22 protein-coding genes are annotated in these 26898 nt (G+C 73.0%); 12 read left to right on the top strand and 10 right to left on the bottom strand.

Annotated features, from left to right (window positions below; translation table 11 throughout):
- Positions 1 to 92: 92 nt before the first annotated feature.
- The 3 genes from ACIQ7D_RS20365 to ACIQ7D_RS20355 all read right to left on the bottom strand — a co-directional run bounded on the left by ACIQ7D_RS20365 (position 93) and on the right by ACIQ7D_RS20355 (position 3187).
- Entirely contained in the window at positions 93 to 1715 is a 1623-nt protein-coding gene (locus ACIQ7D_RS20365) for a molybdopterin-dependent oxidoreductase (RefSeq protein WP_403939406.1), read from the bottom strand.
- A 135-nt stretch (positions 1716 to 1850) separates the two neighbouring features.
- Positions 1851 to 2606 (bottom strand): anti-sigma factor domain-containing protein, encoded by a 756-nt coding sequence (locus ACIQ7D_RS20360; RefSeq protein ID WP_403939404.1) that lies wholly within the window; start codon positions 2604 to 2606, stop codon positions 1851 to 1853.
- Positions 2603 to 3187, bottom strand: coding sequence for a sigma-70 family RNA polymerase sigma factor (locus ACIQ7D_RS20355; protein ID WP_403939402.1), 585 nt, complete (start codon positions 3185 to 3187; stop codon positions 2603 to 2605). The genes ACIQ7D_RS20360 and ACIQ7D_RS20355 overlap by 4 nt, the downstream gene beginning before the upstream one ends.
- A 227-nt stretch (positions 3188 to 3414) precedes the next feature.
- Between ACIQ7D_RS20355 and ACIQ7D_RS20350 the strand changes: the two genes are divergently transcribed.
- The 3 genes from ACIQ7D_RS20350 (at position 3415) to ACIQ7D_RS20340 (ending at position 6192) form a co-directional block, all read left to right on the top strand.
- Positions 3415 to 4170 (top strand): PadR family transcriptional regulator, encoded by a 756-nt coding sequence (locus ACIQ7D_RS20350; RefSeq protein ID WP_403939691.1) that lies wholly within the window; start codon positions 3415 to 3417, stop codon positions 4168 to 4170.
- Between the two features lie 211 nt (positions 4171 to 4381).
- Positions 4382 to 5416, top strand: a complete 1035-nt coding sequence (locus tag ACIQ7D_RS20345) for an ABC transporter ATP-binding protein (protein WP_403939400.1) — start codon at positions 4382 to 4384, stop codon at positions 5414 to 5416.
- Positions 5413 to 6192, top strand: coding sequence for an ABC transporter permease (locus tag ACIQ7D_RS20340; RefSeq protein ID WP_403939398.1), 780 nt, complete (start codon positions 5413 to 5415; stop codon positions 6190 to 6192). The genes ACIQ7D_RS20345 and ACIQ7D_RS20340 overlap by 4 nt, the downstream gene beginning before the upstream one ends.
- Positions 6193 to 6353: 161 nt before the next feature.
- Here ACIQ7D_RS20340 and ACIQ7D_RS20335 read toward each other — a convergent pair whose 3' ends face one another.
- Positions 6354 to 7202 (bottom strand): siderophore-interacting protein, encoded by an 849-nt coding sequence (locus tag ACIQ7D_RS20335; RefSeq protein WP_403939396.1) that lies wholly within the window; start codon positions 7200 to 7202, stop codon positions 6354 to 6356.
- A 52-nt stretch (positions 7203 to 7254) separates the two neighbouring features.
- Positions 7255 to 8160: a 5'-3' exonuclease H3TH domain-containing protein gene (locus ACIQ7D_RS20330; RefSeq protein ID WP_403939689.1), complete on the bottom strand. Its 906-nt coding sequence runs from the start codon at positions 8158 to 8160 to the stop codon at positions 7255 to 7257.
- A 320-nt stretch (positions 8161 to 8480) separates the two neighbouring features.
- On the opposite strand from ACIQ7D_RS20330, the gene ACIQ7D_RS20325 reads away from it, so the two are divergent.
- The 3 genes from ACIQ7D_RS20325 to ACIQ7D_RS20315 all read left to right on the top strand — a co-directional run bounded on the left by ACIQ7D_RS20325 (position 8481) and on the right by ACIQ7D_RS20315 (position 12999).
- Positions 8481 to 9659 carry a glycine betaine/L-proline ABC transporter ATP-binding protein gene (locus ACIQ7D_RS20325; protein ID WP_403939395.1) on the top strand — a complete coding sequence of 393 codons (1179 nt, stop codon included), beginning with the start codon at positions 8481 to 8483 and terminating at the stop codon, positions 9657 to 9659.
- Positions 9652 to 12288 carry an ABC transporter permease/substrate binding protein gene (locus ACIQ7D_RS20320; RefSeq protein ID WP_403939394.1) on the top strand — a complete coding sequence of 879 codons (2637 nt, stop codon included), beginning with the start codon at positions 9652 to 9654 and terminating at the stop codon, positions 12286 to 12288. Before ACIQ7D_RS20325 ends, ACIQ7D_RS20320 begins: the two co-directional genes overlap by 8 nt.
- Before the next feature lie 165 nt (positions 12289 to 12453).
- The gene (locus ACIQ7D_RS20315; protein ID WP_403939392.1) at positions 12454 to 12999 is read left to right on the top strand and encodes a helix-turn-helix domain-containing protein; all 546 of its coding nucleotides are present in this window, start codon (positions 12454 to 12456) and stop codon (positions 12997 to 12999) included.
- Positions 13000 to 13009: 10 nt separating this feature from the next.
- Here the strand turns inward: ACIQ7D_RS20315 and ACIQ7D_RS20310 are convergent, their stop codons facing one another.
- On the bottom strand, positions 13010 to 14161 hold the full coding sequence (locus ACIQ7D_RS20310) for a TDT family transporter (RefSeq protein WP_403939390.1): 1152 nt from the start codon (positions 14159 to 14161) through the stop codon (positions 13010 to 13012).
- 70 nt (positions 14162 to 14231) lie between these two features.
- Between ACIQ7D_RS20310 and ACIQ7D_RS20305 the strand changes: the two genes are divergently transcribed.
- Positions 14232 to 15179, top strand: a complete 948-nt coding sequence (locus tag ACIQ7D_RS20305) for a LysR family transcriptional regulator (RefSeq protein WP_403939388.1) — start codon at positions 14232 to 14234, stop codon at positions 15177 to 15179.
- On the opposite strand, the gene ACIQ7D_RS20300 is transcribed toward ACIQ7D_RS20305, so the two are convergent.
- The 3 genes from ACIQ7D_RS20300 to ACIQ7D_RS20290 form a co-directional block, all read right to left on the bottom strand.
- On the bottom strand, positions 15135 to 15929 hold the full coding sequence (locus tag ACIQ7D_RS20300; RefSeq protein WP_403939386.1) for a gamma-glutamyl-gamma-aminobutyrate hydrolase family protein: 795 nt from the start codon (positions 15927 to 15929) through the stop codon (positions 15135 to 15137). The two genes, ACIQ7D_RS20305 and ACIQ7D_RS20300, sit on opposite strands and share 45 nt — an antisense overlap.
- A gap of 85 nt (positions 15930 to 16014) precedes the next feature.
- Complete coding sequence (eat, locus tag ACIQ7D_RS20295) at positions 16015 to 17484, bottom strand: ethanolamine permease (RefSeq protein ID WP_403939384.1); 1470 nt, start codon at positions 17482 to 17484, stop codon at positions 16015 to 16017.
- A 265-nt stretch (positions 17485 to 17749) separates the two neighbouring features.
- Positions 17750 to 18526 carry a FadR/GntR family transcriptional regulator gene (locus tag ACIQ7D_RS20290; RefSeq protein ID WP_403939687.1) on the bottom strand — a complete coding sequence of 259 codons (777 nt, stop codon included), beginning with the start codon at positions 18524 to 18526 and terminating at the stop codon, positions 17750 to 17752.
- Positions 18527 to 18625: 99 nt separating this feature from the next.
- On the opposite strand from ACIQ7D_RS20290, the gene ACIQ7D_RS20285 reads away from it, so the two are divergent.
- The 3 genes from ACIQ7D_RS20285 to ACIQ7D_RS20275 are packed head-to-tail and all read left to right on the top strand — an operon-like array spanning position 18626 to position 22207.
- Positions 18626 to 19990, top strand: coding sequence for a glutamine synthetase family protein (locus tag ACIQ7D_RS20285; RefSeq protein ID WP_403939382.1), 1365 nt, complete (start codon positions 18626 to 18628; stop codon positions 19988 to 19990).
- A gap of 13 nt (positions 19991 to 20003) precedes the next feature.
- Positions 20004 to 21392 (top strand): aldehyde dehydrogenase family protein, encoded by a 1389-nt coding sequence (locus tag ACIQ7D_RS20280; protein WP_403939381.1) that lies wholly within the window; start codon positions 20004 to 20006, stop codon positions 21390 to 21392.
- A gap of 5 nt (positions 21393 to 21397) precedes the next feature.
- Positions 21398 to 22207 (top strand): 3-oxoacyl-ACP reductase, encoded by an 810-nt coding sequence (locus tag ACIQ7D_RS20275; RefSeq protein ID WP_403939379.1) that lies wholly within the window; start codon positions 21398 to 21400, stop codon positions 22205 to 22207.
- A gap of 82 nt (positions 22208 to 22289) precedes the next feature.
- Here the strand turns inward: ACIQ7D_RS20275 and ACIQ7D_RS20270 are convergent, their stop codons facing one another.
- Complete coding sequence (locus ACIQ7D_RS20270) at positions 22290 to 23504, bottom strand: amino acid deaminase/aldolase (RefSeq protein WP_403939378.1); 1215 nt, start codon at positions 23502 to 23504, stop codon at positions 22290 to 22292.
- Between the two features lie 196 nt (positions 23505 to 23700).
- On the opposite strand from ACIQ7D_RS20270, the gene ACIQ7D_RS20265 reads away from it, so the two are divergent.
- Together ACIQ7D_RS20265 and mycP are read left to right on the top strand one after the other, a co-directional pair.
- Positions 23701 to 25599, top strand: coding sequence for a hypothetical protein (locus tag ACIQ7D_RS20265; protein ID WP_403939376.1), 1899 nt, complete (start codon positions 23701 to 23703; stop codon positions 25597 to 25599).
- Positions 25600 to 25654: 55 nt separating this feature from the next.
- Positions 25655 to 26863 carry a type VII secretion-associated serine protease mycosin gene (gene mycP, locus ACIQ7D_RS20260; protein ID WP_403939374.1) on the top strand — a complete coding sequence of 403 codons (1209 nt, stop codon included), beginning with the start codon at positions 25655 to 25657 and terminating at the stop codon, positions 26861 to 26863.
- Positions 26864 to 26898: the final 35 nt, after the last annotated feature.

Raw genomic sequence — 26898 nt, 5'->3', positions numbered from 1 at the left:
GCTCGCCGGAGTGCGGGCACCGGGGGGTAGGGCAGGGTCGGAAAGGCTTCCGGGATGGGATGGGATGGGGTGCGACGGCGGCGCGGGGGCGGTCAGGTGACCGAGACGACCACCGAGTGCCAGCCGGTCGCCCCGTCGGGGACGGTGCCCACCCGTCGACCGGTCTGCGTGTAGCCGTCCTGGTCGGTGGCGCGGACCTCAAGGGTGTGGTCGCCGGTGGTGGCGGGCCACTCCCAGACCCACTGCCGCCAGGTGTCCCGGGTGTCCTGGGCCGCCAGCCGCGCCGTGTGCCAGGGGCCGCCGTCGACCCGTACCTCTACCCGGGCGATGCCCCGGTGCTGGGCCCAGGCGACCCCGGCGACCGGGATCGTGCCGGGCTTCGGGGCGGCGAACGGGCGCGGGGTGTCGATCCGTGACTCGGTCTTGACCGGCGCCTCCCGCGACCAGCCCCGCTTCACCCAGTACGCGTCGTAGTCGGCGAACGTGGTCAGCTCCAGGTCCTGGAGCCACTTGCAGGCCGATACGTAGCCGTACAGCCCGGGCACCACCATCCGGACCGGGAACCCGTGGTCGAACGGGAGCGGTTCGCCGTTCATCCCGACGGCGAGCAGGGCGTCCCGGCCGTCCATGACCGTCTCGACCGGCGAGCCGATGGTCATACCGTCCACCGAGCGGGACACGAGCTGGTCGGCGGGACCGCCCTTCGAGGGCGGCCGTACGCCCGCCTCGCGCAGCAGGTCGGCCAGGCGTACGCCGATCCAGCGGGCGTTGCCCACGTACGGGCCGCCCACCTCGTTGGAGACACAGGTCAACGTGGTGTCCCGTTCGATCAGCGGACGCCTGAGCAGGTCGTCGAAGCTGAGGGCGAGGGGGCGGGCGACCCCCTTGCCGTGGATCCTCAGCCGCCAGCCCGTGGCATCGACCCGGGGCACCACCAGCGCGGTGTCCACCCGGTAGAAGTCCTTGGCGGGCGTCGTGAACGAGCTGAGACCGCGGACCCTCAGGTCCGCGCCCGCCGGTACGGGACGGGCCGGGGAGGCCGGAGGCGGCAGGACGACGGCCTTGCGGGAGGCCACGGCGCCGGCCGCGCCGGACGTGTTGAGCCCGCGTCCGAGCGCGCCCGCCCCGGCCGATGCCGCCACCGCCGCCGTCGCGGCGATCACGAAGCGGCGCCGGTCGAACGTACCGCCCGTCCCCCCGGCCGCGGGGGACGGACGGAGCGTGAGGGTGCCGGCCAGCAGATACAGCACCCCGCAGGCCACCAGCGCCCCCACGAGCGAGGGCAGCGCGTCGACGGGGCCGCCGCCGGGGCGGCTCACCGCCGCCACCGCGCCGATCGCCCCGAAGACCAGAACCGCCGCGGCGCCCGCCCGCCGGTGGTGCAGCGCGAACACACCGACCGTCATGGCAAGGAGCGCCAGGACGATCACGATGCCGAGCTGGAGCACCAGCTTGTCGTGGGTACCGAAGTTCCGTACGGCGAAGTCCTTGAGCCACGGGGGAGTGCGGTCGATGAACGCGCCGCCCACCGCCGTCACGGGACTCGCCTCGGGCCGGACCGCCGCCGCGGCGAGCTCCGCCACGGCGAGCGCGGAGAAGCCCGCGATCAGCCCGCCGAGCGCGCCGAGGCCGCGGTGCAGCAGGCGCGCTGTCGGGCCGTCATAGGGACGGGCCTCTCGTTCCGGCACTTTCCGATCTTCGCTCACACCGGCCATTCGAGGCTGGAAGCAAGGCGGATTGGTCGGCCACCCGAAGGAAGGAAAAGAATTCCGCCGACGGACCGGAGTGCGCGGGGCCCTGGGGTGTGCCTGCGGCGCCGCGGGCGCCCGAGCGCCACGGCGCCGTGGCGGTCAGGCGGCCGGGAAGTTCATCAGCGCCAGCGGTGTGGAGGTCGGCTGCTCGGAGCCGCCCGCCGGTTCCACCGTGATGCCCATGCCCGACGCCCCGTCCACCGGTCCGTCCATCAGTACGGAGGCGGAGCCGGTCGCGGGATCCAGCAGCCCGGCGGCCCGCATCGTGCCCCCGTCGTTGTACCAGAGTTCGTAGACCTTTCCGCTGGGTGGTTCGGGCATTCCGGACGCGACGAACGCGGCCCGGTCCCGGGAGCGGGAGACGATCACGCTCCCCGTCGCGCCGTTCGTCAGGCCGCCCGTGGCGACCCGGGCGTCCGGGGCGGCGAGCACGGCGGCCAGCTCCTCGGAGTGCCGCTGCGCCGCCTGTGCCTCCTGGCGGGCGTCCCGCGCCTCCTGGTGCTGCCGGAGCGCGACCCCGCCGAGCCCGGCCACGGCGGCCAGGCACGCGGCCAGGGCGAAGCGGGAGAGCGCGCGGCCCCGGCCGGCGCCACCGGACCGGGCTTGATGCGGTGTCACCTTCGGCGGGTCCTGGCGCTCGGTGGCGATCCGCCGGAGCACCTGCTCCTTGAGCGCGGGCGGCGGGGTCACGGCCACGGCCCGGCCCAGCCGGGCGGCCGTCGCCGAGAGTTCCCGTACCTCGACGGAACACGCGTGGCACGCCTCCAGATGGCGTTCGAACTCGGCGCGCTCCTTCGGGGCCAGGGCGTGCAGCGCGTACGCGCCGGTCAGCGTATGGAGATCCGCGGTGGTCATGCGGTCACCCCCAGGCAGTCGCGCAGCCGGATGAGTCCGTCGCGCAATCGGGTCTTGACCGTGCCCAGCGGCACCGAGAGCAACTCGGCGACCTCCCGGTAGGCCAGGCCCTGGTAGTACGCCAGTGTGACGGACTGGCGCTGGAGTTCGGTGAGAGTCCGCAGACAGCGGCGCACCTGTTCGCGTTCGAGACTGGCCTCCACCTGCTCGATGACCTCGTCGAAGGCGGGCGTACGGTCGAGCAGCGCGGCCCGGTGCTCCCGGTCGCTGGACGCCTGCGCCGAGCGCACCCGGTCCACCGCGCGCCGGTGCGCGAGGGTCAGCACCCAGGTCATGGCGCTGCCCCGGGAGGGCCGGAAACGGGTGGCGGTCCGCCAGACCTCCAGCAGAACCTCCTGCGCCACCTCCTCCGACTGGGCCGGATCGCGCAGCACGCTGCGCACCAGGCCCAGCACGGGGCCGCAGACCTGGTCGTACACCCGGGCGAATGCCTCCTGGTCGCCCCTGGCCACCTGGCCCAGCAATTCCTGAAGATCGGGCCCCGCCGAAGCGGGGCCGCCGATGTGTACGGCTTCTTTCACGCGGCTCTCCTCCAGGGTGCGCACATGCGTTCAGGCTTCCGTTCGTGCTGGTCGACGAGTGGGTCCGAACAGACTCCCGCATGATTCGGAGCCGGGGCGCCCCCGGATTGGTCCGTTCCCTCAGGAGATTCGAGATATGCCGCGTGTTCGATTGACCGGGTCATGGACTCGCGATATGTTCGGCGACGAGTATTCGTGCACGTATGATCGTATCCGAGGTGGTGGCCATGGCGGCCAAGCGGCGCAAGCTCGGCAATCCACTGGCGCTCGCGGTCATGGCGCTGCTCTCGGAGCGTCCGATGCATCCGTACGAGATCGCGCAGACGCTGCGGCAGCGCGGCAAGCAGCACAGCGTCAAGATCAATTTCGGCTCGCTCTACACGGTCGTCCAGAACCTGGAGAAGCACGGTTTCGTGGAGGTGGCCGACGTCCAGCGGCAGGGCAACCGGCCCGAGCGCACGCTGTACGGACTGACCCCCGCCGGCCACCAGGAGATGCTGGAGTGGCTGGCGGACCTGGTGGCCGTCCCGGCCCGTGAGTTCCCCCTGTTCGAGACGGCCCTGTCACTGATCGGCGTTCTGTCGCCGGACGAGGTGGTCGCGCTCCTGGAGGAGCGGGTGGCCGCGCTCGACGTGCACGCGGCGGCGCTGCACGGGGTGCTGACGAAGCTGCACGGACAACTGCCCCGGCTTTTTGTCGTGGAGACGGAGTATCAGCTCCACATGGTCGAGGCCCAGGCCCAATGGGTCCGCGGTCTGCTGCGCGAGGTCGCCGAAGGGACGCTCAGCGGCGTCGACGCGTGGCGCGCCCTGCGGGAGACGGGGGAAGTCCCGGAGGAGTGGCGGCTGCTGGAGGGGGAGCGGATCGACACCGCCGAGCCGGACACCGCTACCGCCGGCACGGGCACCGCCGACGCGGGCCCCACCGCCGCGGGGAAGGCGCCGTCGAACGGCACGCAGGGGAGGCGCGACCGGAAGCCCTGAAGCGGAGAGAGCCGGAACGACCCCGGCGGTGGCTGTTGCAGCAGCTCCCGCCAGGGTCCCGAACCCCGGACCGGACCGCCGTGGAGGCGACCGGGCGATCGAGGTGCCGCACACCCAAGGATAGCCCGGAGCTCCGCGCGTGGATCGGCTCGGCACACCCGAGGACCCTCGGCGCGCCCGAGGGACCCGACCACCACAGGAGAGTTCTGTCATGAGTACCGGTGTCACCCCTGGCGGCGCACCCGCCGTGCGGGCGCACGATCTGATCAAGACCTATCCCGGCGGAGTCACCGCCCTGAACGGGATGGGCATCACCGTCGAGCCCGGTACGGTGCTCGGTCTGCTCGGCCCGAACGGCGCCGGCAAGTCCACCACCGTCAAGATCCTCACCACCCTCGCCCGCCCCGACAGCGGCACGGCCACCGTCGCCGGCCACGATGTGCTGCGCCACCGCGACCGGGTGCGCCGCGCGATCGGGGTCGTCGCCCAGAAGTCCGGCGCCGACCCCGTCGCCACGGGCCGCGAGAACCTCGTACTCCAGGGCCGGCTGTACGGCCTCAGGGGTACGGAGCTGGCGCGCCGCGTCGACGGGCTGCTGGAGCGGTTCGCCCTGGCGGACGCGGCGAAGCGGCCGGTCAGGGGGTACTCCGGCGGCATGCTGCGGCGGCTCGACGTGGCCCTCGGGCTGGTGCACCGGCCCGAGGTGCTCTTCCTGGACGAGCCGACGACCGGGCTCGACCCCGAGGCCCGTACCGCCATGTGGGAGGAGATCGGCCGGCTCGCCGGGGACGAGGGTCTGACCATCCTGCTCACCACGCACTATCTGGAGGAGGCCGACCGGCTCGCCGAGCGCATCGCGATCGTCGACCGGGGCCGGGTCGTCGTGGAGGGCACCCCCGACAAGCTCAAGGGCGAGCTGCGCGGCGACGCCGTCCATCTCGAACTGCGCGACGACGGCGACCGGGTGGCCCTCACCGCCGCTCTCGCCGCGCTGCCCGGGGTGCACGACACGGCGGTCGAGGGCCGCCGTGTCAGCGTCCGCGCCGACGACGGCGCCGCCGCCGTCCCCGTACTGCTCGCCGCGCTGGAGCGCGCCGGGGCGGCCGTGGCCGCCGCGACGGTGGCCAGGCCCTCCCTCGACGATGTCTATCTGCGGTACGCGGGACGCCGGTTCGCGGAGGCCGAGGCCGCCTCGGGCACCGACGCGGGTACGGCCGTCCTGACCTCCACCGGGGGTGCCCGATGAGCACCGCGGTCCTCACCCAGACCTGGTACATGACACAACGTCAGCTCGTGGCGGTCCTGCGCCAGCCGGTCTTTCTGCTGATCTCCTTGATCCAGCCGGTGATCTGGCTGTTCCTCTTCGGCAACCTCTTCAAGAAGGTCGTCGAACTGGGCGGCTTCGGCACCACGTCGTACCTCGACTACCTCGTCCCCGGCATCGTGGTGATGAGCGCGCTCGGCTCCAGCATGTGGGCCGGGATGGGGACGCTGGAGGAGATCGAGCGCGGCACCCTCAACCGCTTCCTGACCACCCCGGTCAGCCGCAGCGCCCTGATGAACGCCAACGTCGTGCAGAACGGCATCAGTACGGCCGTCCAGTCCGTGATCATCGTGCTGCTGGGGCTGCTCGGCGGGGCCGACTACCCGGGCGGCTTCGGCGGACTGCTGATCCTGATCGTCGCGTCGGTCCTGCTGGGCACGGTCTTCGGGGCGCTCTCCAACGCCCTCGGGATGCTGGTGCGCCAGCGCGAGTCGATCATCGGCATCAACACCTTCCTGCTGCTGCCGCTGACGTTCCTCTCCTCGGCGTTCATGGCCCCGGCGCAGATGCCGTCCTGGATGGCGCGGATCGCGGACTTCAACCCGGTCAACTGGGCGATGGTCACCGGACGTTCCGCGATGGCGGCCGACCCCGACTGGGGCGACGTCCTGAGCCGGGGCGGCGCCCTGCTGGCGCTCGCCGTCGCGGCGGTCTGGCTCTCGACCCGCACCTTCCGCTCGTACCAGAAGTCCGTCTAGCGGGGAATGCGCGTACGGGCGGACGCACGTACGGGCAGACGTACTACGGGCAGGACGTACGGGCAGGCGTACGGGCAGGACGTACGGGGACGGCCACGGGCCCCGGTGCGGGCGAGCGGCCCGTACCGGGGCCCCGGTGGAGCGGGGGCGGCGGGCGCCGGTCAGGTGGCGGGCCGCTGCTCCTGCTCCTTCTCCACCTGCTCGTTCCACTCGCGCTTGACGGCGCGCCACGCCTCGTCGGACTTGCCGAGCCTCCAGTACCCCGAGATCGACAGCCGCTCGCGCGGTATGTTCCGCTCCAGCCGGAGATGGCGGCGCAGCTCCTTCACGAAACCCGCCTCGCCGTGGACGAACGCCAGGACATCGCCGGGCGGGAAGTCGAGCGCGCGCACGGCGGCCGTCAGCGCCTCGCCCACCGGGCGGGAGCCGCGGTGCAGCCAGGTGATCCCGACCCCGTCCGGTGTCGCGATCTTCTGCTCCTCCTCGGGCCCCGAGATCTCCACGAACGCGTGCACCACGGCGCCGGCGGGCACCCGCTCCAGCGAGGCGGCGATCGCCGGCAGCGCGCTCTCGTCGCCCACCAGCAGATGCCAGTCGGCGGCCGGGTCCGGCGCATAGAGACCGCCGGGCCCCAGCAGCCGTACCGTCTCGCCCGGCCGGGCCCGCGCGGCCCACGGGCCGGCCAGCCCCTCGTCTCCGTGGACCACGAAGTCGATGGTCAGCTCAAGGGCCGCGGGGTCCCAGGCGCGCACCGTGTACGTACGGTTCGCGGGCCACTGGTCGCGGGGGAACTCCGCCCGGATGCGGTCCATGTCGAACGGCTCCGGGTAGGTCACGCCCTCCGGGGCGAAGAGGACCTTGACGTAGTGGTCGGTGAACTCCCCGGCCCGCACCGAAGCCAGCCCCTCGCCGCCGAGGACCACGCGCACCATGTGCGGTGTGATCCACTCGGTGCGCAGGACCTGTCCCTCGTGGACCTTCGGTGCTTGGCGGGCGGGCTGTTCTGCCACGGCGGTCTCCCTCGACTCCACGACGCTTAGGCTTACCTAAGTAAGCTAACACTCACTGGGGAAGTGTGGCGAGCAGACGCCGCAGCGCCCCGCCCAGCCCCCACCGCGCGGCCAGCGCGTCGACCATGGCCGGATCGCGCGGTCCCGCGGGCAGCGCCGGGTCGAACTCGGGCAGCGGGACGTCCCCGGCGACCCGCACCACCGTGGGCGCGACCGCCACGTACTCCCGGGCGCCGTCCAGCCGCTTGCGCTGCGACGGGGTGAGCCGGGAGGCCGGATCGTCGACCGCCGCCATGATCCCGGCGAGATCGCCGTAGGCGTCCAGCAGCTTGACCGCGGTCTTCTCGCCGATCCCGGGCACGCCGGGCAGCCCGTCGCTCGGGTCGCCGCGCAGCAGCGCCAGATCGACATATCCGGCGCCGTCCACCCCGTACCTCTCGCGCAGCGCCGCCTCGTCCATGAGGTGAAGCGTCCCCACGCCCTTGACCGGGTACAGCACCCGGACGCCCCGGGCGTCGTCGACGAGCTGAAAGAGGTCACGGTCGCCCGTGACGATGTCGACCGGGCCCGTGGCGCGGCCGGCGAGGGTGCCGATCACGTCGTCCGCCTCGTACCCCGCGACGCCGACGCGCGCGATGCCCAGCGCGTCGAGGACCGCCTCGATCACCGGGACCTGCGGGGCCAGCGTGTCCGGGGTCTCCTCCTCGTCGGGCCCCTCGGGGCGCTCCTGCGCCACCCGGTGCGCCTTGTACGAGGGGATCAGCTCCACCCGCCAGGCGGGGCGCCAGTCGGCGTCCATGCAGGCGACCAGGTCGTCCGGGTGGTGGTCCTGGACCAGCCGGGCGATGAAGTCGAGCAGGCCGCGCACCGCGTTGACCGGCGTGCCGTCCGGGGCCCGTACGGAGTCGGGGACCCCGAAGTAGGCGCGGAAGTAGAGGGAGGCGGTGTCGAGGAGCATCAGGCGTCGTGTCACACCCCTGATGATGCCCCGCCCCACTGACAGCGCGGACAGCGACGACGGCACTGTCCGTTCCGGCCGATGTCGTTCCGTGACCGGGCGACGGGCGCGAAAGGGGGTTTTGCGCCGACCCTCTTGTGATCTCGTGTGACCTGTGTCACTTAATTGTTTGCCTTGTGTAAGGACGGGCATGCGCGCTCCCGGAGCCAGCCAAGGACGAATTTCACGCGTCGTCCCCGGTGGACGGACCGAATCCGTCCGCTCCACGGCCCGCCCGCGGGGGTGACGGGCCGTTTTTCCGTTCAACCCGTGAGGTGTATGTGACCAGGCTGCAAGCCGATCACCTGTACAAGGTATTCGGCAGACGACCGGACGAAGCCGTGACGAAGCTCAAGAACGGTACGGACCGTGAAGAGCTTCGCGCCGACGGTACGACCGCAGCGGTGATCGATGCCTCGTTCTCGGTCGAGCCCGGCCAGATCTTCGTGGTGATGGGTCTCTCGGGATCCGGCAAGTCCACGCTGCTGCGCATGCTCAACGGACTCCTGGAGCCCACCTCGGGCCAGGTGCTCTTCGACGGTCAGGACCTGACCGCCCTGCCCCCCGCGGAGCTGCGCCACGTCCGTTCCACCAAGATCAGCATGGTCTTCCAGCACTTCGCGCTCTTCCCGCACCGCAGCGTTCTGGAGAACGCCGGATACGGGCTGGAGGTGCAGGGCGTGCCGCGCGCGGAGCGCGAGAAACGCGCCGCCGAGGCCCTGGAGATGACCGGTCTGGGCGGCTGGGAGAAGTCCTGGCCCGACGAGCTGTCGGGCGGCATGCAGCAGCGTGTCGGCCTGGCGCGCGCGCTCGCCACCGACGCCGATCTGCTGCTGATGGACGAGTCCTTCAGCGCACTCGACCCCCTGATCCGCCGCGATATGCAGGACCAGCTCCTCGAACTCCAGAAACGGCTCAAGAAGACCATCGTGTTCATCACCCACGACCTCAACGAGGCCATGCGCCTCGGTGACCGGATCGCGGTCATGCGCGACGGGGAGATCGTCCAGCTCGGCAGCGCCGAGGACATCCTCGTCACCCCGGCCAACGATTACGTCGCCTCCTTCACCCAGGACGTCGACCGCTCGCGGGTGCTCACAGCGGGCGCCATCATGGCCGACCCGGAGACCGCCTTCGGCACCGTCACGGACTCCGGCAAGGAGCTGCGTACCGCCCAGGACGTCCTGGCCGCCGCGCCCGCCACCGTCACCGAGTCCACCCCGATCATCGAGCTGTTCACGCCCTGCTCGACCAGCGGCGTGCCCGTCGCCGTCGCCGACGACGCGGGTGGCCTCGTCGGGGTCGTCCCGCGTGCGCGGCTGCTCGCCGTCCTCGGCGAGCCGATGACGCCCGCCGACGCCCTCGCCCCGGTCGCCCCGGCCAAGGACGCCACGGCCGCACCCGCCAAGGGCGCGGCCGTCAAGGGCACCGGCACGGACAAGGCGGTCGCCAGTGCCTAGGCTGCCCCTCGGTGACTGGGTCGACAACGCTGTCGAGTTCCTCCAGAACCACTTCGCCTGGCTGTTCGACGCGATCGGCTGGGTCGTCTCCCACCTGTACGACGCCATCAACGCCGTACTCTCCGCGCCGGAGCCGCTGCTCCTCGCGGGAATATTCGCCGTCCTGGCCTGGTGGATGCGGAGCCTCAGCGCCGGTGCCCTCGCCTTCGTCGGCTTCGCGCTCATCGACTCGATGGAGCTGTGGGGCGAGGCGATGGAGACGCTCTCGCTGGTGCTGGTCGCGACCATCGTGGTGCTGGCCATCGCGATGCCGCTCGGTATCTGGGCGGCGCGCTCCAAGACGGTCAGCTCGCTGATCCGGCCGGTGCTCGACCTGATGCAGACCATGCCCGCCATGGTCTACCTGATCCCCGGTGTCGTCTTCTTCGGCATCGGCGCGGTGCCCGGCATCATCGCCACGATCATCTTCGCCCTGCCGCCCGGTGTCCGGATGACCGAGCTGGGCATCCGGCAGGTCGACGAGGAGCTGGTCGAGGCGGCCGAGGCATTCGGCACCACGCCCCGCAACACCCTGCTGCGGGTCCAGCTCCCGCTGGCCCTCCAGACGATCATGGCGGGGATCAACCAGGTCATCATGCTGGGCCTGTCCATGGTGGTCATCGCCGGCATGGTCGGTGGTGGCGGCCTCGGTGGCGCCGTCTACCGGGCGCTCGGCAACATCGATGTCGGCCTCGGCTTCGAGGCGGGCCTCTCCGTCGTGATCCTCGCCGTCTACCTGGACCGGATCACCGGCGCGCTCAGCCTCCAGGTCTCCCCGGTCGGCCGCCGCATCCTGGCCAAGGCCAAGGAGGCGAGTGGCGGTCTGAAGATCTGGCAGCACCGTCCCCAGCCCGTCGTCGCGATCGCGGGCGTTCTCGTTCTCGCGCTCGCCGCGGGCGGCATCGGCCTGTTCGGCGGCTCCTCGGCGTCCACCACGAACGAGGCGGGCAACGTCGGCCAGGGCAAGAAGATCAGCATGGGGTACATCCCCTGGGACGAGGGCATCGCCTCCACCTTCCTCTGGAAGGAACTGCTGGAACAGCGCGGCTACGAGGTCGACGCCCGGCAGTACGAGGCGGGATCGCTCTACACCGGCCAGGCCAACGGCCAGATCGACATCCAGACCGACTCCTGGCTGCCGGTCACCCACGCCTCCTACTGGGCCAAGTACAAGGACGACCTGGAGGACATGGGGGCCTGGTACGACAAGACCTCCCTGGAGCTCTCCGTCCCCTCGTACGTGAAGGGCGTCAACTCGCTCGCGGACCTCAAGGGCAAGAGCTCCACCTTCAAGGGCCGCATCATCGGCATCGAGCCCAGCGCGGGCGAGATGGGCCTCCTGAAGGACAAGGTCCTCAAGGCGTACGGGCTCGACAAGGAGTACAAGCTGGTCGACGGCTCCACCTCGGGCATGCTCGCGGAGCTGAAGCGCGCGTACGCCAAGAAGGAGCCCGTCGTCGTGGTGCTCTGGTCGCCGCACTGGGCGTACGACACGTACGACCTCACCAAGCTGGCCGACCCGAAGAAGGCGTTCGGCGCGGAGAGCGACGGCGTCCACACCCTGGCGCGCAAGGGCTTCTCCGAGGACAACCCGCAGGTGGGCTCCTGGCTGAAGAACTTCAAGATGGACGAGAAGCAGCTCACCAGCCTGGAGGCCGAGATCCAGAAGGCCGGCCAGGGCAAGGAGCAGGAAGCCGTACGAACCTGGCTCAAGGCCAACCCGGGCCTCGCCGAGAAGTGGACCCCGGTCGAGAAGGCGGGCGGCTCCGGCACGGCGGCCAAGGTGACTTCGGGCGAGACCGAGCGTCCTGTGAACGTCGCGTGGTTCCCGTGGGAGGAGTCCATCGCCTCCACCTACCTGTGGAAGACCGTCCTGGAGGAGCGCGGCTACACGGTCAACCTGAAGCAGTTCGAACTCGGTCCGATGTACGAGGCGATGTCCCGCGGCCAGATCGACGTCCAGTTCGACGGCTGGCTGCCCAACGCGCAGAAACGCTACTGGGACAAGTACCAGAACGACCTCACCCAGCTCGGCTCCTGGTACGGCCCCACCAGCCGTGAGATCGCCGTCCCCTCGTACGTCAAGGACGTCAAGTCGCTGGACGATCTGAAGGGGCGCGGTGACGAGTTCAAGGGCCGGATCGTCGGGATCGAGCCCGGTGCCGAGATGATGAACGCCCTCAAGGACGATGTCCTGCCGGGGTACGGTCTCAAGGGCGAGTACCAGGTCGTCGACAGCTCCACGCCCAGCATGCTCTCCGAGCTGAAGCGGGCGTACGCCAAGAAGGAGCCCATCGCGGTCACGCTGTGGAGCCCTCACTGGTCCTACAGCGAGTACGAGCTGACCAAGCTCAAGGACCCGAAGAAGGCGTTCGGTGACGGCGACCGGCTCACCACCGTCGCGCACAAGAGCTTCACCGGGAACTATCCGCAGCTCACGAAGTGGTTCAAGAACTTCAAGCTGAGCGAGGAGCAGCTCTCCGGCCTGGAGAACGAGATCCAGAAGGCCGGTACGGGCCACGAGGAGGAAGCCGTCAAGGCCTGGATGGGTGACAATCCGGGTATCGCGGACAAGATGGCCCCGGTGTAGCCGGAAGGCATCACGGAGGTTGACCCGGAAGGGTGGGTGTCGCAGCGTGCGGCACCCACCCTTCCGGCGTTTCCGTTCCGTCTCTGCCGCGCGCATCATGGAGGACAGCTCTTGTAGGGCCGTCAACTCTGAGAGGATGACGATCCGGTCGGGAGGGAGCCAGTCATGGACGACAAGGAAGCGCTCAGGGTGGGCGCCGCCGTCCGCAGGCGGCGCAGGTCCCTCGGCCTGACCCTGGCGGCGGTGGCGGCCCGCAGCGGGCTGTCCGTGCCCTTCCTCAGCCAGATCGAGAACGAACGGGCCAGGCCGAGCACCCGCTCACTCGACCGGGTCGCCGAGGCCCTGGAGACCACGCCCGCGCAGCTCCACGCCGCCGCCGACTCCGCCCGTACGGTCGATGTCGTCCGGGCCGCGGAGCCGGGACCCGGCGTACGGCGCGTGGTGCGCGGCGGGCACCAGCTCAACGCCAAGGAGTTCACCGGCGAGCAGGACACCGGCCGGGAGTACATGCACCGTAACGACGAGGTCATGTACATCGCCGACGGCGCCGCCGAGGTGGAGGCGGAGGGCCGCGCCTACCGGCTGGAACGCGGCGACACGCTGTATCTCTCCGGTGGCGTACGGCACCGGTGGCGCGCCACAGAACCAGGCACCCGGATCCTGGTCGTCGCCGTCGCCGAGGACGTCGACGCCACCTTCGACCGGCGCTGACGCCGCGGCGTCACACGGCATGCGCCGGCTCCGGCGCGGGCGTCCGGGGCGCACCCGGCAGGGCGCCGCCGAGCAGCCCGCGCACCGTGCACCAGGCGGCGACCGCCCACGCCGTCACCAGCAGCGCGAAGAGCGCCACGGCCAGCCAGGAGAACGCCGAGAGACCGGTGTGCCGCGCCAGCCCCGCCGCGCCCGTCACGCACGTACCGACCGGGAAGGTGAAGGCCCACCACGTCATCGTGAACCGCATCCCGCGCCGGACGGCCCGCACCACCAGCGCTGCCGCCAGTGCCAGCCACAGCAGCGCGAACCCCGTCACCGGCACCCCGTACACCACGGCGAACGCGGACAGGGCGCCCGCGTACGGGGCGCCCACCGCCGAGGGCGCCACATCCGCGAGCCGGCCCACGGCCGTGGTCGACTGGCCCAGCGGCCCCAGCACCAGGAACAGCGCCGGGGTCAGCGCGAGCGGCAGTGGGCCGTACGTCACCAGCCGGGCGAGGACCAGCGGCAGCATCGCCAGTGTGGCCAGCAGACTCAGCCCGAACAGCGCGTAGCAGCCGTACAGCAGCGCCGCACGCCCCTGGCCCGCCGGGAGGTACGGCACCAGCGAGGGGCCCACCGCCGCCGAGACCATCGGGGCGACCAGCGGCAGCAGCCACACCGGCGAGGCGTCCGAGGGCGCGGGGCGGTGCCGTACGACCATCAGGTACGGGATCCCCACCGCGACCACCAGACCGAGCAGCGTCCCCGCGCCGAACAGCACCGCGGCCACGGCGAGCGCCGCCCCCTCGCCCAGCACGTCGCGGCCCACCGCGAGCGTCGCGGCGCCGACGGCCAGCAGCGCCATCGGGGGACAGCCGTGGAACGGCGCCACGGCCGGGTCGAGGAGATGGGCGCGCGCCTGGTCACGGTGGTGCAGCCAGTGCCCGGCACGGACGCTCAGGACGGCGGCGAGCGCCACCGCCGACAGCGCCCACACCGCCACCCACAGCGGCCGCAGCCCTGGCGGGGCTGGAGGGAGGGCGGCACCCGCGGTCGCGACGATCGCGGTGCCCATCACCGTCGCGTACCAGTTCGGCCCGATATGGCGCAGCGCGGGGCGCCGGGCGCCGGGCGGGACGACGGGGGCGGGGCGGACGGGGTGTGTGAGGACGGCCATGCGCCCAGCGTTCCGCCCGGCCACGGCCCCCACCAGCCCCGCTCCCCCTATGAGGCCATAAGCTGGACTTATGTCCGCAGAGCCGCTCGCCGCCCCGCTCTCGCACCGGGTGCCCGACCTCGGCGCGCTGGAGCTGCTGCTCGCCGTCGCCCGGCTGGGCAGCCTCGGCCGGGCCGCCCGGGAGACCGGGATCAGCCAGCCCGCCGCGAGCAGCCGGATCCGGGCGATGGAGCGGCAGCTCGGGGTGGCGCTGGTGGACCGCTCGCCGCGCGGCTCCCGGCTGACCGACGCGGGCACCCTGGTCACCGACTGGGCGCGGCGGGTCGTGGAGGCCGCCGAGGCGTTCGACGCGGGAGCGCAGGCGCTGCGCGGCCGCCGGGACTCCCGGCTGCGCGTCGCCGCCAGCATGACGATCGCCGAGTATCTGCTGCCGCGCTGGCTGATCGCGCTGCGCCGGGCGCGCCCCGACACCGCCGTCTCGCTGCACGCGGGCAACTCCGTCGCCGTCGCCGAGCGGCTGCTGAGCCATGAGGCGGACCTCGGATTCGTGGAGGGGCTGGCCACACCCGAGGGGCTGGACTCCGCGGTCATCGGCCATGACCGGCTGCTGGTGGTCACGGCGCCCGGCCATCCGTGGGCCCGCCGCCGCGCCCCGCTCGACCCGGCCGAGCTGGCCGGGACGCCGCTGATCCTGCGGGAGCCGGGCTCCGGCACCCGCCAGGTGCTGGACGCCGGGCTGAGCGCGTACGGCGGCCCGGCCAGACCCCTGCTCGAACTGGCCTCCACCACCGCGCTGAAGGCCGCCGCCGTCAGCGGGGAGGGCCCCTGTGTGCTGAGTGAGCTTGCGGTCGGCGAGGAGCTGGCCGCGCGCCGGCTGGTCCGGGTGCCGGTGGCGGGCGTACGGCTCCGCCGCGACCTGCGGGCGGTCTGGCCGGCCGGGGCCCGCCCGGCCGGCCCGGCGCGCGACCTGCTGTCACTGACGCGCGGCGCCGCCCCGGACCCGTCCGGCGGGCTCTGAGGCGGCGCGTCCCGAGGCGGCCTCGTCAGAGGAGGCCCGTTCCGAGGCGGCGTGTCCTGAAGCGGCGTGGACCGAGGCGGCCCGGACCAGCCAGGACATCACGCGGGTGTCCTCGCCCATCTCGGGGTGCCACTGAACGCCCAGCACCGGCCGCGGATCCGGCAGTTCGACCGCCTCGACCGTGCCGTCGGCGGCGAACGCCGAGACGGTCAGCCCCGCGCCGAGCCGGTCCACCGTCTGGTGGTGGTGCGTCGGTACGGCGAACTCCTCCGGCACCAGCGCGCCGTAGCGGGTGCGCGGAACGGGCTTCACCGGATGGCTGGCGAAGGAGCCGGCGACCGGGGAGCTGTGCCCGTCCACGTGCTGGACGAGGGTTCCGCCCAGCGACACGTTGAGGAGTTGCATGCCCCGGCAGATCCCCAGCAGCGGGGTGCCTGAGGCGAGCGCAGCCTCGATCAGGGCCAGCTCCCACACGTCCCGCTCCCGGGCGGGCGGCCCGGTGCGGGGATCGGCCGCGGCCCCGTACCGTACGGGCTCCACATCGGGGCCGCCCGCGATCACCACCCCGTCGAGCCGGGCCACCACCGACGCCGCCGCGTCCGGGTCGTCCGGCGGGAGCATCACCGCCGTACCGCCGGAACGCTGGACGAGCCGCGGGTATCCGGCGGGCAGCAGCGCCGCGGGCAGCTCCCAGACGCCCCACGCGGTGGACTCCTCCAGATAGGTGCTGATACCGATGAGCGGCTTCACGGTGCCTCCACGCGGGTGGTCGTGTGCGAGTGGTACGGGTACGGGGGCCGTCGGTACGGGCGGTTCGGGCGCGGGCCGGGTGTCGTCAGTCGCGTTCGAGTTCGGCCTCGGCGGCGGCGAGCGCCGCGAACTCCTCCTCGGGGGCCGCCGCGACCAGCCGGTGCCGACTGTAGAAGGTGAAGTAGGCGAGTGCGACGGCATAGACGCCCAGTGCGATGAACGCGGCGTCCTTGTCGACCAGGAAGGTCGCCATCAGCGCGGACAGCGCGAGCACGAAGGCGACTCCCGAGGTCAGCATCCCGCCGGGGGTCCGGTAAGGGCGCGGCAGACCGGGCTCCCGGCGGCGCAGCACGAGGTGGGAGAGGGCCATCAGCGCGTACGAGATGGTGGCGCCGAACACCGCCACGTTGAGCATCCGCCCACCGTCGCCGGTGCCCGCCGCGAGCGCGAAGCCGATCGCGCCGGGGATGACGAGACCCGTATAGGGGGCTTTGCGGCCGCTGGTGAGGGAGAGGAATCGCGGCAGGTACCCGGCGCGGGAGAGGGCGAAGAGCTGCCGGGACCCGGCGTAGATCAGTGAGAAGAAGGAGGCGACGAGACCGGCGAGTCCCGCGTAGTTCACGAACCGGCTGAGGGGGGTCGGGTCGCCGTCCCCCTGGAGCGCGACCACCAGTGGGTTGCCCGCCTCCTGGATGGCCGCCGAGCCCCGGGCGCCCGTCGCGGCGAAGAAGGTCAGCAGGGCGAGGAGCACCAGCACACCCATGGAGATCGACAGCGCCTTGGGCATCGAACGCACCGGATCCTTGGCCTCCTCGGCGGCCAGCGGCACCCCCTCGACGCCCAGGAAGAACCACATGCCGAACGGGAAGGCCGCCCAGATTCCCAGCACGCCGTACGGCAGCCAGGAGGTGGAGCCGAACGCGTCCGGATCGGCGGGGATGTCGTTGAGGCCACCGGCGTCGAACTCGGTGAAGGCGCCGACCGCGAAGATCAGCAGCGCCGCCACGGCGACGGCGGTCACGACCAGGCTGAAGCGCAGCGCCTCACCGACGCCCCAGAGATGGATCCCGATGAAGATCACGAAGCAGGCCAGATAGACCGGCCAGCCGGCCGTCAGACCGAAGAGATGGAGGGACTCGACATACTCACCGATGAAGATCGAGATCGCGGCCGGCGCCAGGATGTACTCGATGAGGATGGCCGTGCCGGTGAGAAAGCCGCCCCAGGTGCCCAGCGCGCGCCGCGCGAAGCCGTAACCGCCGCCCGCCGTGGGCAGGATGGCGGAGAGTTCGGCGAGCGAGAAGACCAGACAGGCGTACATCACCCCCATGAGGAGAGTGGCGATGGCCAGACCGCCGAAGCCGCCCTCGGAGAGGCCGATGTTCCAGCCCGAGAAGTCCCCGGAGACGACATAGGCGACGCCCAGACCGGTGAGCAGCAGCCAGCCCGCGCTGCCGCGGCGCAGGGCGCGCCGCTGGAGATAGTCGGCCGCCGGGGGAGCGGCGCCGTCCGCCACGGCGGCTGGTGGGGTGCGCGAGTCCGTGCCTTCGGACATGATCCGCTCCTGCCTCGGGGTAATGGTGTGGGGCCATACCATTGCTGGCGCGAGGACCGCGCGCAAGACCCGTGCGTTAAACGGCTGTTACGGATCGGCGTCACGGCGGACCGGTGCCGGGGCGGGCCGGTGTCAGGGCGGGCCGCGCCGTCCGGGCCGATCGGGTCGACCGGGCCGTCCTGGCCGTCCGGGGCGCCGTCCGGGCCGTCCAGGGGGCGCGGCGTTCGGCGGGCGCCCCGGACGCCCCCGATCGGCCCCCGGGCCCTCAGGCCAGAAAGCCGCGCAGCAGCGCCGCCGTGCCGCCGCAGTGCTCACGCGCGATCTCGCGCGCCCTGTCCGCGTCGCCGTCCAGCACCGCCCCGACCAGCGCCGTGTGCTGCCGCTGCGAGTGCTCCAGATTCCGTACCAGCAGCGGGATGCAGTCCAGCAGATCGTTCACCCCCGCCCGTACGGCCGCGTACTGCGCGGTCAGCGTCGCGGACCCGGACAGCTCGGCGAGCGTGAGGTGCAGCAGCGTGTCCAGCCTGCGGTACTCGGCGAGCGGCGCCTCGTGCGTCGCCGCCAGCGCCGCACGCAGCCGCTCCGCCTGCTCGCCGGTCAGCCCGTGCGCCGCGCACAGTTCCGCCGCGCCGGCCTCCAGCACCTCGCGGAAGCGCAGTACGTCCTCGATGTCCACCCCCGCCACCCGCCGCCGCAGCTCCTCCTCGGCGCCCCGCGCGGGCGCGTCGGGACGGGGCCGTACGAACGTACCGCCGTACCGCCCGCGCCGGCTCTCCAGCAGCCCCTGGTCCTGGAGGACCTTGAGCACCTCGCGCAGCGTCACCCGGCTGATCCCCAGCCGGCCCGCCAGCTCACGCTCGGCGGGCAGCCGCTCCCCGGCCGCCACCAGCCCCAGCCTGACGACCTGGAGGATCTGCTCCAGCGCCTCCTCGAAGCCGTTCCCGGCCCGCACGGGCCGCAGGACCGGAGCGAGCGGGTCCGCGTCGGACGTCCCCGCGTCGGACGTCCCCGAGTCGGACGGGTTCGCGTCGGACGGGTCCATCGGCTCGTTCATCCTCGCCACGTCGCCGTTACCCCTTCCCAACCAAAGGTCGTCAGGCATACCTTATGCCTTCCGGCTGACCGAAGGAGGAGTAATCCCGTGGCAGACCGCACACCCCCGCTCTCCGTCGAGGAACTGCGCGTCCTCGTCGAGACCGGTGAGATCGACACCGTCGTCCTGGCCTTCCCCGACATGCAGGGCCGGCTCCAGGGCAAGCGGTTCGCCGCGCCCTTCTTCCTCGACGACGTCCTGGAACACGGCACGGAGGGCTGCAACTACCTCCTCGCCGTCGACACCGACATGAACACCGTCGACGGATACGCGATGTCCTCCTGGGAGCGCGGCTACGGCGACTTCGCCATGCGCCCCGACCTCTCCACCCTGCGCCGCGTCCCCTGGAACGAGGGCACGGCGCTGCTCGTCGCCGACCTCGCCTGGCACGACGGCTCACCCGTCGTCGCCGCGCCCCGCCAGATCCTCCGCCGCCAACTGGAACGCCTGGCCGGCCACGGCTACACGGCGCACGTCGGCACGGAGCTGGAATTCATCGTCTTCAAGGACACCTTCGAAGAGGCCTGGGACCGCGGCTACCGCGACCTGACCCCCGCCAACCAGTACAACGTCGACTACTCCGTCCTCGGCACCGGTCGCGTCGAACCCCTGCTGCGCCGGATCCGCAACGAGATGGCCGCCGCCGGGCTCACCGTCGAATCGGCCAAGGGCGAGTGCAACCCCGGCCAGCACGAGATCGCCTTCAAGTACGACGAAGCCCTCGTCACCTGCGACCAGCACGCCATCTACAAGACCGGCGCCAAGGAGATCGCCTCCCAGGAGGGCGTCTCGCTCACCTTCATGGCCAAGTTCAACGAGCGCGAGGGCAACTCCTGCCACATCCACCTCTCGCTCCAGGACGAGCACGGCGCGGGCGCCATGGCCGGGGACGGACCCGGCGGGATGTCCCCCGTGATGCGCCACTTCCTGGCCGGACAGCTCGCCGCGCTGCGTGACTTCTCCCTCCTGTACGCGCCCACCGTCAACGCGTACAAACGCTTCCAGCCCGGCTCCTTCGCCCCCACCGCCGTCGCCTGGGGTTACGACAACCGCACCTGCTCCCTGCGGGTGGTCGGCCACGGCCGGTCCCTGCGCTTCGAGAACCGGCTGCCCGGCGGGGACGTCAACCCGCACCTCGCCGTCGCCGGACTCGTCGCGGCGGGGATCCACGGCATCGAGAACGAACTGGAACTCCCCGAGCCCTGCGCCGGCAACGCCTACGCGGCCGCGTACCCCCACGTCCCCACCACCCTCGCCGAAGCCGCCACGCTCTGGGAGAACAGCCCCATCGCCCGCGCCGCCTTCGGCGAGGAGGTGGTGGCGCACTACAGCAACATGGCGCGCGTCGAAGTGGACGCCTTCAACGCCGCGGTGACCGACTGGGAGCTTCGCCGCTCCTTCGAACGTCTGTGAGGAACGACCACCCGTGAGGAACGACGTGCAGGACCACCACGCCGCCGTACACCAGATCCTCAACCCCGCCACCGGGGAGACCATCGCGGCGATCGCCGCGACCACCGTCGAGCAGGTCGACACGGCGGTACGGTGCGCCGCCGCCGCCCAGCGCGGATGGGCCGCCGCCGCCCCGGCGGACCGGGCCCGGCTGCTGCGCCGCTTCGCGACCGTCGTCGACGCCCACACCGAGGAACTGGCCCGGCTGGAGGTCCGCGAGGCGGGCCACACCATCGGCAACGCCCGCTGGGAGGCGGGCAACGTCCGCGATCTCCTCGACTACAGCGCCGGGGGAGTGGAGCGGCTGACCGGCCGGCAGATCCCCGTCGCGGGCGGCCTGGACATCACCCTGCTGGAACCTCTCGGGGTGATCGGCGTGATCGCCCCCTGGAACTTCCCCATGCCGATCGCCGCCTGGGGCACGGCCCCCGCGCTCGCCGCCGGCAACGCCGTCCTCCTCAAACCCGCCGAGACCACCCCGCTCACCGCCCTGCGGCTGGCCGAACTCGCCCTGGAGGCCGGGCTTCCCGAGCATCTTTTCCAGGTCCTGCCCGGCGCGGGCGCCGTCGCGGGCGACGCGCTGGTCGAACATCCCGGCGTCGCCAAGATCGTCTTCACCGGCTCCTCCCGGGTCGGCCGGCAGATCATGGCGAAGAGCGGCGCCCTGATGAAGCGCGTCACCCTCGAACTCGGCGGCAAGAGCCCCAACATCGTCTTCGCCGACTCCGACCTCGAACAGGCCGCGGCCACCGCCCCGATGGCCTTCCTCGACAACGCGGGCCAGGACTGCTGCGCCCGCACCCGCATCCTCGTCCAGCGCGACGTCCACGAGCGGTTCCTCGAACTCCTCGCCTCCGCCGTCGCCTCCGTCGTCGTCGGTGACCCCGCCGACGAGAAGACCCAGATGGGCCCGCTGATCTCGGAGCCGCAGCGGGAGCGCGTCGGGGCGTACGTCCCCGAGAGCGCGCGGGCCATCCGGGGCACCGCACCCGACGGCCCCGGCTTCTGGTTCGCGCCGACCGTCCTCACCGACGCGGCCCCGGACTCCGAGGTCGCCACCGAGGAGGTCTTCGGACCCGTCGCCGTCGTCCTGCCCTTCGAGGACGAGGCCGACGCCGTCCGGCTGGCCAACGCCACCGACTACGGACTCGCCGGATCGATCTGGACCCGGGACGTCGGCCGCGCCCTGCGTGTCTCGCGCGCCGTCGCCGCGGGCAATCTCTCCGTCAACTCCCACAGCGCCGTCCGCTACGGCACCCCCTTCGGCGGCTACAAACAGTCCGGACTCGGCCGGGAGCTGGGCCCCGACGCTCTCGCCGCCTTCACCGAAACCAAGAACGTCTTCCTCAGCACGGAGGTCTGAGCGCCATGACCACTCCCGCGACCGACCCGACCGACCCGACCGGCATCGTCTGCCGCCGCCTGGTCGGCCGTACCGCCGTCATCACCGGAGCCGCCAGCGGCATCGGGCTCGCCACCGCGCGCCGCCTCGCCTCCGAGGGGGCGCGCATCGTCTGCGGCGACATCGACGAGACCGCGGGCAAGGCCGCCGCCGAGGCGGTCGGCGGCACCTTCGTACGCGTCGACGTCACCGACGCCGAGGAGGTCGAGGCACTGTTCCAGGCCGCCTACGACACCTACGGCAGCGTCGACATCGCCTTCAACAACGCGGGCATCTCGCCGCCCGACGACGACTCGATCCTCACCACGGGACTGGACGCCTGGAAGCGGGTCCAGGAGGTCAACCTCACCTCGGTCTACCTCTGCTGCAAGGCAGCGCTCCCCTACATGCGCCGCCAGGGCCGCGGCTCCATCATCAACACCGCCTCCTTCGTGGCCCGCATGGGGGCGGCGACCTCGCAGATCTCGTACACCGCCTCCAAGGGCGGCGTACTCGCCATGTCCCGCGAACTGGGCGTGCAGTTCGCCCGCGAGGGGATCCGGGTGAACGCGCTCTGCCCGGGGCCGGTCAACACCCCGCTGCTCCAAGAGCTGTTCGCGAAGGACCCGGAGCGGGCCGCGCGCCGGCTCGTGCACATCCCGCTGGGCCGGTTCGCCGAGGCGGAGGAGATCGCGGCGGCCGTCGCCTTCCTCGCCAGCGACGACTCGTCCTTCGTCAACGCCACCGACTTCCTGGTCGACGGCGGCATCTCGGGCGCCTACGTCACCCCCCTGTAGACAGGACGGCCGACCCGTCCCGCCGGACCGGTGGGACGGGATCGCCCGCCGCTCAAGGACGCCCCGCGGGCGCGGCCGGAGATCAGAGGAAGGTACGGCCTTCGCCCCGGTACGTGGGCACGGACGCCACCACGCGGTCGCCCTCGACCAGCCGGAGCGTGTCGAACCGCTCGCACAACTCCCCGGCCTTGGCGTGCCGGAACCACACCTTGTCGCCGATCAGCAGATCGTCGGCCGCCGCCCCCAGCAGCGGGGTCTGCACCTCGCCCGGCCCCTCCTGCGGGTCGTACCGCAGCCCCTCCGGGAGATACGGCACCGGCAGCCGGTCGGCGCCCGCCGGGCCCGACGCCGGATAGCCGCCGCCCAGCACCGTCACCACCCCGACGCCCGGCCGGCGCACCACGGGCTGGGCGAACAGCGCCGCAGGACGGCCCGTGAACGAGGTGTAGTTGTCGAAGAGCCGCGGTACGTAGAGGCCCGAGCCCGCGGCGATCTCCGTCACCGCGTCCTCGGCGGCCGTGTGCTGGACGCTGCCGGTGCCTCCGCCGTTGACGAACTCCAGGCCGGGCGCGACCGCCCGCACCGCGCGCACCACCGCGGCGCGCCGCTCGGCCAGCTCCCTCCGGGCGACGGACTGCATCAGCCGGACGGCGCGCGAGCGCACCGGCCGTCCCGGCAGGGAGTCCCCGACCCCGGCCACATGTCCCTCGTACGCCATGAGCCCGACCAGCCGGAATCCGGGGCGCCTGGCCACCGACCTGGCCAGCTCGGCCAGATGGGCCGGCTCGCTCAACGGGGAGCGCAGGGCGCCGATCCTGACCCGGCCGCCGAACAGCCGCAAGGCCGTGTCCAGTTCCAGACAGACCCTCACCTCTTCCCGGCCGCCCGCACGCGCGGCGTCGATCAGATCGAGCTGGGCCGGGTCGTCCACCATCACCGTGACGGCGGCGGCGAGCTTGGGGTCCGCGGCGAGCTCCGCGTAGGCGGCGCGGTCGGCCGACGGATAGGCGAGGAGTACGTCGTCGAAGCCCGCCCCGGCCAGCCACAGCGACTCCGCCAGCGTGAACGACATGATCCCCGCGAAGCCCTCCCTGGCCAGCACCCGCTCCAGCAGCGCACGGCAGCGCACCGACTTGCTCGCCACCCGGAGCGGCTTGCCGCCGGCCCGCCGGACGAGGTCGTCGGCGTTGGCGTCGAAGGCGTCGAGATCGACCATCGCCAGCGGCGCGTCGAGATGGGCGGTCGCCCGGTCGTACCGGGCGCGGTCGGTGGCGCGCGGGGGCGGGGACGGAGTCATGGACCGAGCTTGCCAGACCTGATTACCGCGCGGTAGGGGGATGATCTGGGCAGATCACCCCGGGGCTTCCCGGACGTTCCCGCGGGGTGCTCTCCAGCCCGTAGAGTGACGCACACACCGCGTCGAACGGGCCTGCGCCGTACGGCCGGTAGCGGTGTGGGGCGGGTCAGGTCCGCATGGTTTCACAGGGGGTCGGATGAGCACGGAGGCACCACGGGCTCCCATCCCTCCCCGCCCCACGGCGCCCCCGCGCGTACCCGCCCAGTCGGCCGGCCAGGGCCAGGACGCCCCGGAGGCCGCACCGCGGCCGTCCGGGGAGGGCGCCGCCGCTCAGTCGCCCGCCCAGGCTCCCGCCACGGGTGGGGTACCTACCGGCGCACCGTCCCCGGTCCTGCCGTACGGCGACGTACGGTTCACCGCAGGCGGCGGGCTCGTGCCGTACGGCCCCCGGCCGTCGGGCGGCGGGTACTTCAGCCGCGACCGAGGCTCCGCCACCGCCCCGCCCCGGCCCCGTCCCGAGCCCTCGGCACCCGCTCAGCCGCTCCCTCCGGCCGCGGCACCGGCCCCCGCCCCGAAACCCGCGCCGGACCCGGTGGCCGAGCCCGCCGCCCCGGCCGCGCGCACGGACGCCGACGCGGACCCGGGCAGGGGTACGGGTACGGGGCCGGACGCGGGTACGGGGCCGGACGCGGGTACGGGCGACCGGCCCCGTACGGACGAGAGCTCCCCGGCCACAGTGGCGAGCCCCGGGCCCGCTGTGCCCCGCCAGGACGGGAGCGCCCCGGCCGCCGCACCGCGTCCCGCAGCGCCGCGCCCCGCGCCGGACGTCCCCGCCGCAGCGCGTCCCGCCGCGCCCGCCCCCGTAACCGTGCCGCGCTCCGTGCCGGACGTCCCCGCCGGGCCCCCGTCGGCCGCGGCACCGCGTCCCGCAGCGCCGGTGCAGGCACCCCCGCCGCCCTCCGTGCCGCCCGTCACCGCGACGCCCTTCCCGGCGCCTCCCACCACGCCCCCGCCCACCACCAACGACCCGACGGCGAGCGGCACCCCGCCCCGGACCACCCCGCCCAGGACCACCCCGGTCCCGCCGGCCGGCCTCCCGCGCCCCGCTGCCTCGAACAGCCCGTTCCCCACCCCGTTCCTCATCGCCGGCTCGCGCGCCTCCTACGCGCCGCCCCGCTCCGCGCCCCCCGTCCCGGCCGCGCCCCCCTCCGTACCGCCGCTGCCCGCGCGCCCCCCGGCGATGCCCTCCGCCCCGGCCACGCCGACCGCGTTCCCGTGGGACGCGGGACCCGCCCGGACGCCCTCGGAGAGCACCGCGCGGCTGCGCCCCGTGCCCGTACGGCGCCCGGCCAGGGCGGCCGCCGCCGTGGCCTGTGTGGTCCTCGGGGTCGGCCTCATCGGCGGCGCCGTCACCGGGAGCTGGCTGACCGGGGACTCGGCCGCCGAACCGGCCGCCCGGGACGACTTCACCGTCGCACGCGGCCTCTGGCACAGCACCCCCGTGGACACGCTCTTCCCCCGCACCCTCAAGGGCGACGGCGCCGGACCCGGCGGCTCCGACCGGCGCTGGACCCGGATCGGCGTCGCGCCCGACAGCAACTGCGCCGCCGCGCTCGACCCCCTGCTGGAACGGGTGGTGCGCCCCCTGGGCTGCTCCCGGGTCGTACGCGCCACGTACGCCGACGCGACCTCCAGCAGCGTCACCACCGTCGGGCTGGTCTTCACCCAGGGCGACGCGACCGCGATGGCCGCCCTGCGCACCCGCTTCCGGGTGGACGACCTCACCGAACGCACCGACCTGATGCCCCGTACGTTCCCCGTCGAGGGCACCGTCGCCGCGACGTTCGGCGACGCGCAGCGCGCGAGCTGGACCGTGAACGTCCTCACCGAGGTGCCCGTCGTCGTGTACGCCGTCTCCGGCTTCGCCGACGGCCGCCCGGTCGCCTCCCCCCAGCCCGCCGACCACGCCGTGGCCGGCGGCGCCACCACCCCCGCCGCACAGGCCGGTCTCGGACATGAGGCGAAAGGCGTCGCGGACCGTATAGAAAGCGGGCTGCGCAAGGCAGTCAGCGCCGGCACGGCGGCCCCCCGTTGACCCCCAGGGGATGCGGACCGCCGGTGCCCACGAGAACGCGGAGGACCCGCAACCCATGACGCCGAAGACCGCAGCGACGAGGCGGGGCCGCCACCACCGGATCGCCGCCGTCCTCACCGCCGCGTCCGTCCTGCTGTTCCCCGCGACCCCGGCGCACGCCGACGCGATCCGGGCCCAGCAGTGGGCGCTCGACGCGATGCACACCGAACAGGCGTGGCGCCACTCGCAGGGCACCGGCGTCACCGTCGCGGTGCTGGACACCGGCGTGGACGACACACACCCGGACCTTGCCGGGCAGGTGCTGCCCGGCAAGGACCTGATCGGCTTCGGCGCGCGCAGCGGCGACCGCTCCTGGGCCCGGCACGGCACGGCCATGGCCGGCATCATCGCGGGACACGGCCACGGCACCGGCCGCACGGACGGCGTGCTCGGCATCGCGCCCGAGTCGAAGATCCTGCCCGTCCGGGTCATCCTCGAAGGCAGCGACCCGGCCCGCGCGAAGGCACGCGCCTCCAAGGGCGGCGCCCTCGCCGAGGGCATCCGCTGGGCCGCCGACCAGGGCGCCGACGTCATCAACCTCTCCCTCGGCGACGACAGCGAGTCCGCCCACCCCGAACCGGCCGAGGACGCGGCCGTCCAGTACGCCCTGTCCCGGGGCGCGGTCGTCGTCGCGTCGGCGGGCAACGGCGGCGAGAAGGGCGACCACATCTCGTACCCCGCCGCCTACCCCGGGGTGATCGCCGTGGCCGCCGTGGACGAGTACGGCACGCACGCGGCCTTCTCCACCCGGCGCTGGTACGCCACCGTCAGCGCCCCCGGCGTCGATGTCGTCATCGCCGACCCCGACCGGCGCTACTACGAGGGCTGGGGCACCAGCGCCGCCGCCGCGTTCGTCTCCGGCGCCGTCGCCCTCATCCGCTCCGCCTACCCCGACCTCACCCCGGCCCAGATCAAGAAACTGGTCGCCGACACCGCGCGCGACGCCCCGGAGAACGGGCGCGACGACGCCCGGGGGTACGGCTTCATCGACCCGGCCGCCGCGATCGAGGCGGGCGGGAAGCTGGCCCGTACGGATCTCCAGAGCCAGTCCGCGGGGTTCGGCAAGCACTACTTCGGCGACGGCCCCGACGTCGTCCGCGAGAACGCGGACCCGGCCGTCTGGCTGGCCCCGGCCGCCGGTGCCACCGGCGCCGTACTGCTGGCGGGCGCCGTGCTGCTCTGGCGGGGCTCGGGCCGGCGCCTCGGCATCGGACGCTGGCGCTGAGACCCGCGCGGAGCCCGGCCCCGCCGCCGCGAGGA

Source organism: Streptomyces sp. NPDC096310 (assembly GCF_044763125.1).
GTDB lineage: Bacteria > Actinomycetota > Actinomycetes > Streptomycetales > Streptomycetaceae > Streptomyces.
Note: the sequence above shows the minus strand (reverse complement) of the source record. Positions and strands in the feature narration are given on the sequence as shown.

Excerpts from the sequence above, each read along its gene's own strand:
- ACIQ7D_RS20275 (WP_403939379.1), top strand. The coding sequence starts at position 21,398 with ATGACCACTCCCGCGACCGACCCGACCGACCCGACCGGCATCGTCTGC.
- ACIQ7D_RS20290 (WP_403939687.1), bottom strand. The coding sequence starts at position 18,526 with ATGGACCCGTCCGACGCGAACCCGTCCGACTCGGGGACGTCCGACGCG.
- mycP (WP_403939374.1), top strand. The coding sequence starts at position 25,655 with ATGACGCCGAAGACCGCAGCGACGAGGCGGGGCCGCCACCACCGGATC.
- ACIQ7D_RS20270 (WP_403939378.1), bottom strand. The coding sequence starts at position 23,504 with ATGACTCCGTCCCCGCCCCCGCGCGCCACCGACCGCGCCCGGTACGAC.
- ACIQ7D_RS20315 (WP_403939392.1), top strand. The coding sequence starts at position 12,454 with ATGGACGACAAGGAAGCGCTCAGGGTGGGCGCCGCCGTCCGCAGGCGG.
- ACIQ7D_RS20265 (WP_403939376.1), top strand. The coding sequence starts at position 23,701 with ATGAGCACGGAGGCACCACGGGCTCCCATCCCTCCCCGCCCCACGGCG.
- ACIQ7D_RS20305 (WP_403939388.1), top strand. The coding sequence starts at position 14,232 with ATGTCCGCAGAGCCGCTCGCCGCCCCGCTCTCGCACCGGGTGCCCGAC.
- ACIQ7D_RS20310 (WP_403939390.1), bottom strand. The coding sequence starts at position 14,161 with ATGGCCGTCCTCACACACCCCGTCCGCCCCGCCCCCGTCGTCCCGCCC.
- ACIQ7D_RS20360 (WP_403939404.1), bottom strand. The coding sequence starts at position 2,606 with ATGACCACCGCGGATCTCCATACGCTGACCGGCGCGTACGCGCTGCAC.
- ACIQ7D_RS20345 (WP_403939400.1), top strand. The coding sequence starts at position 4,382 with ATGAGTACCGGTGTCACCCCTGGCGGCGCACCCGCCGTGCGGGCGCAC.
- ACIQ7D_RS20330 (WP_403939689.1), bottom strand. The coding sequence starts at position 8,160 with ATGCTCCTCGACACCGCCTCCCTCTACTTCCGCGCCTACTTCGGGGTC.
- eat (WP_403939384.1), bottom strand. The coding sequence starts at position 17,484 with ATGTCCGAAGGCACGGACTCGCGCACCCCACCAGCCGCCGTGGCGGAC.
- ACIQ7D_RS20340 (WP_403939398.1), top strand. The coding sequence starts at position 5,413 with ATGAGCACCGCGGTCCTCACCCAGACCTGGTACATGACACAACGTCAG.
- ACIQ7D_RS20365 (WP_403939406.1), bottom strand. The coding sequence starts at position 1,715 with ATGGCCGGTGTGAGCGAAGATCGGAAAGTGCCGGAACGAGAGGCCCGT.
- ACIQ7D_RS20350 (WP_403939691.1), top strand. The coding sequence starts at position 3,415 with ATGGCGGCCAAGCGGCGCAAGCTCGGCAATCCACTGGCGCTCGCGGTC.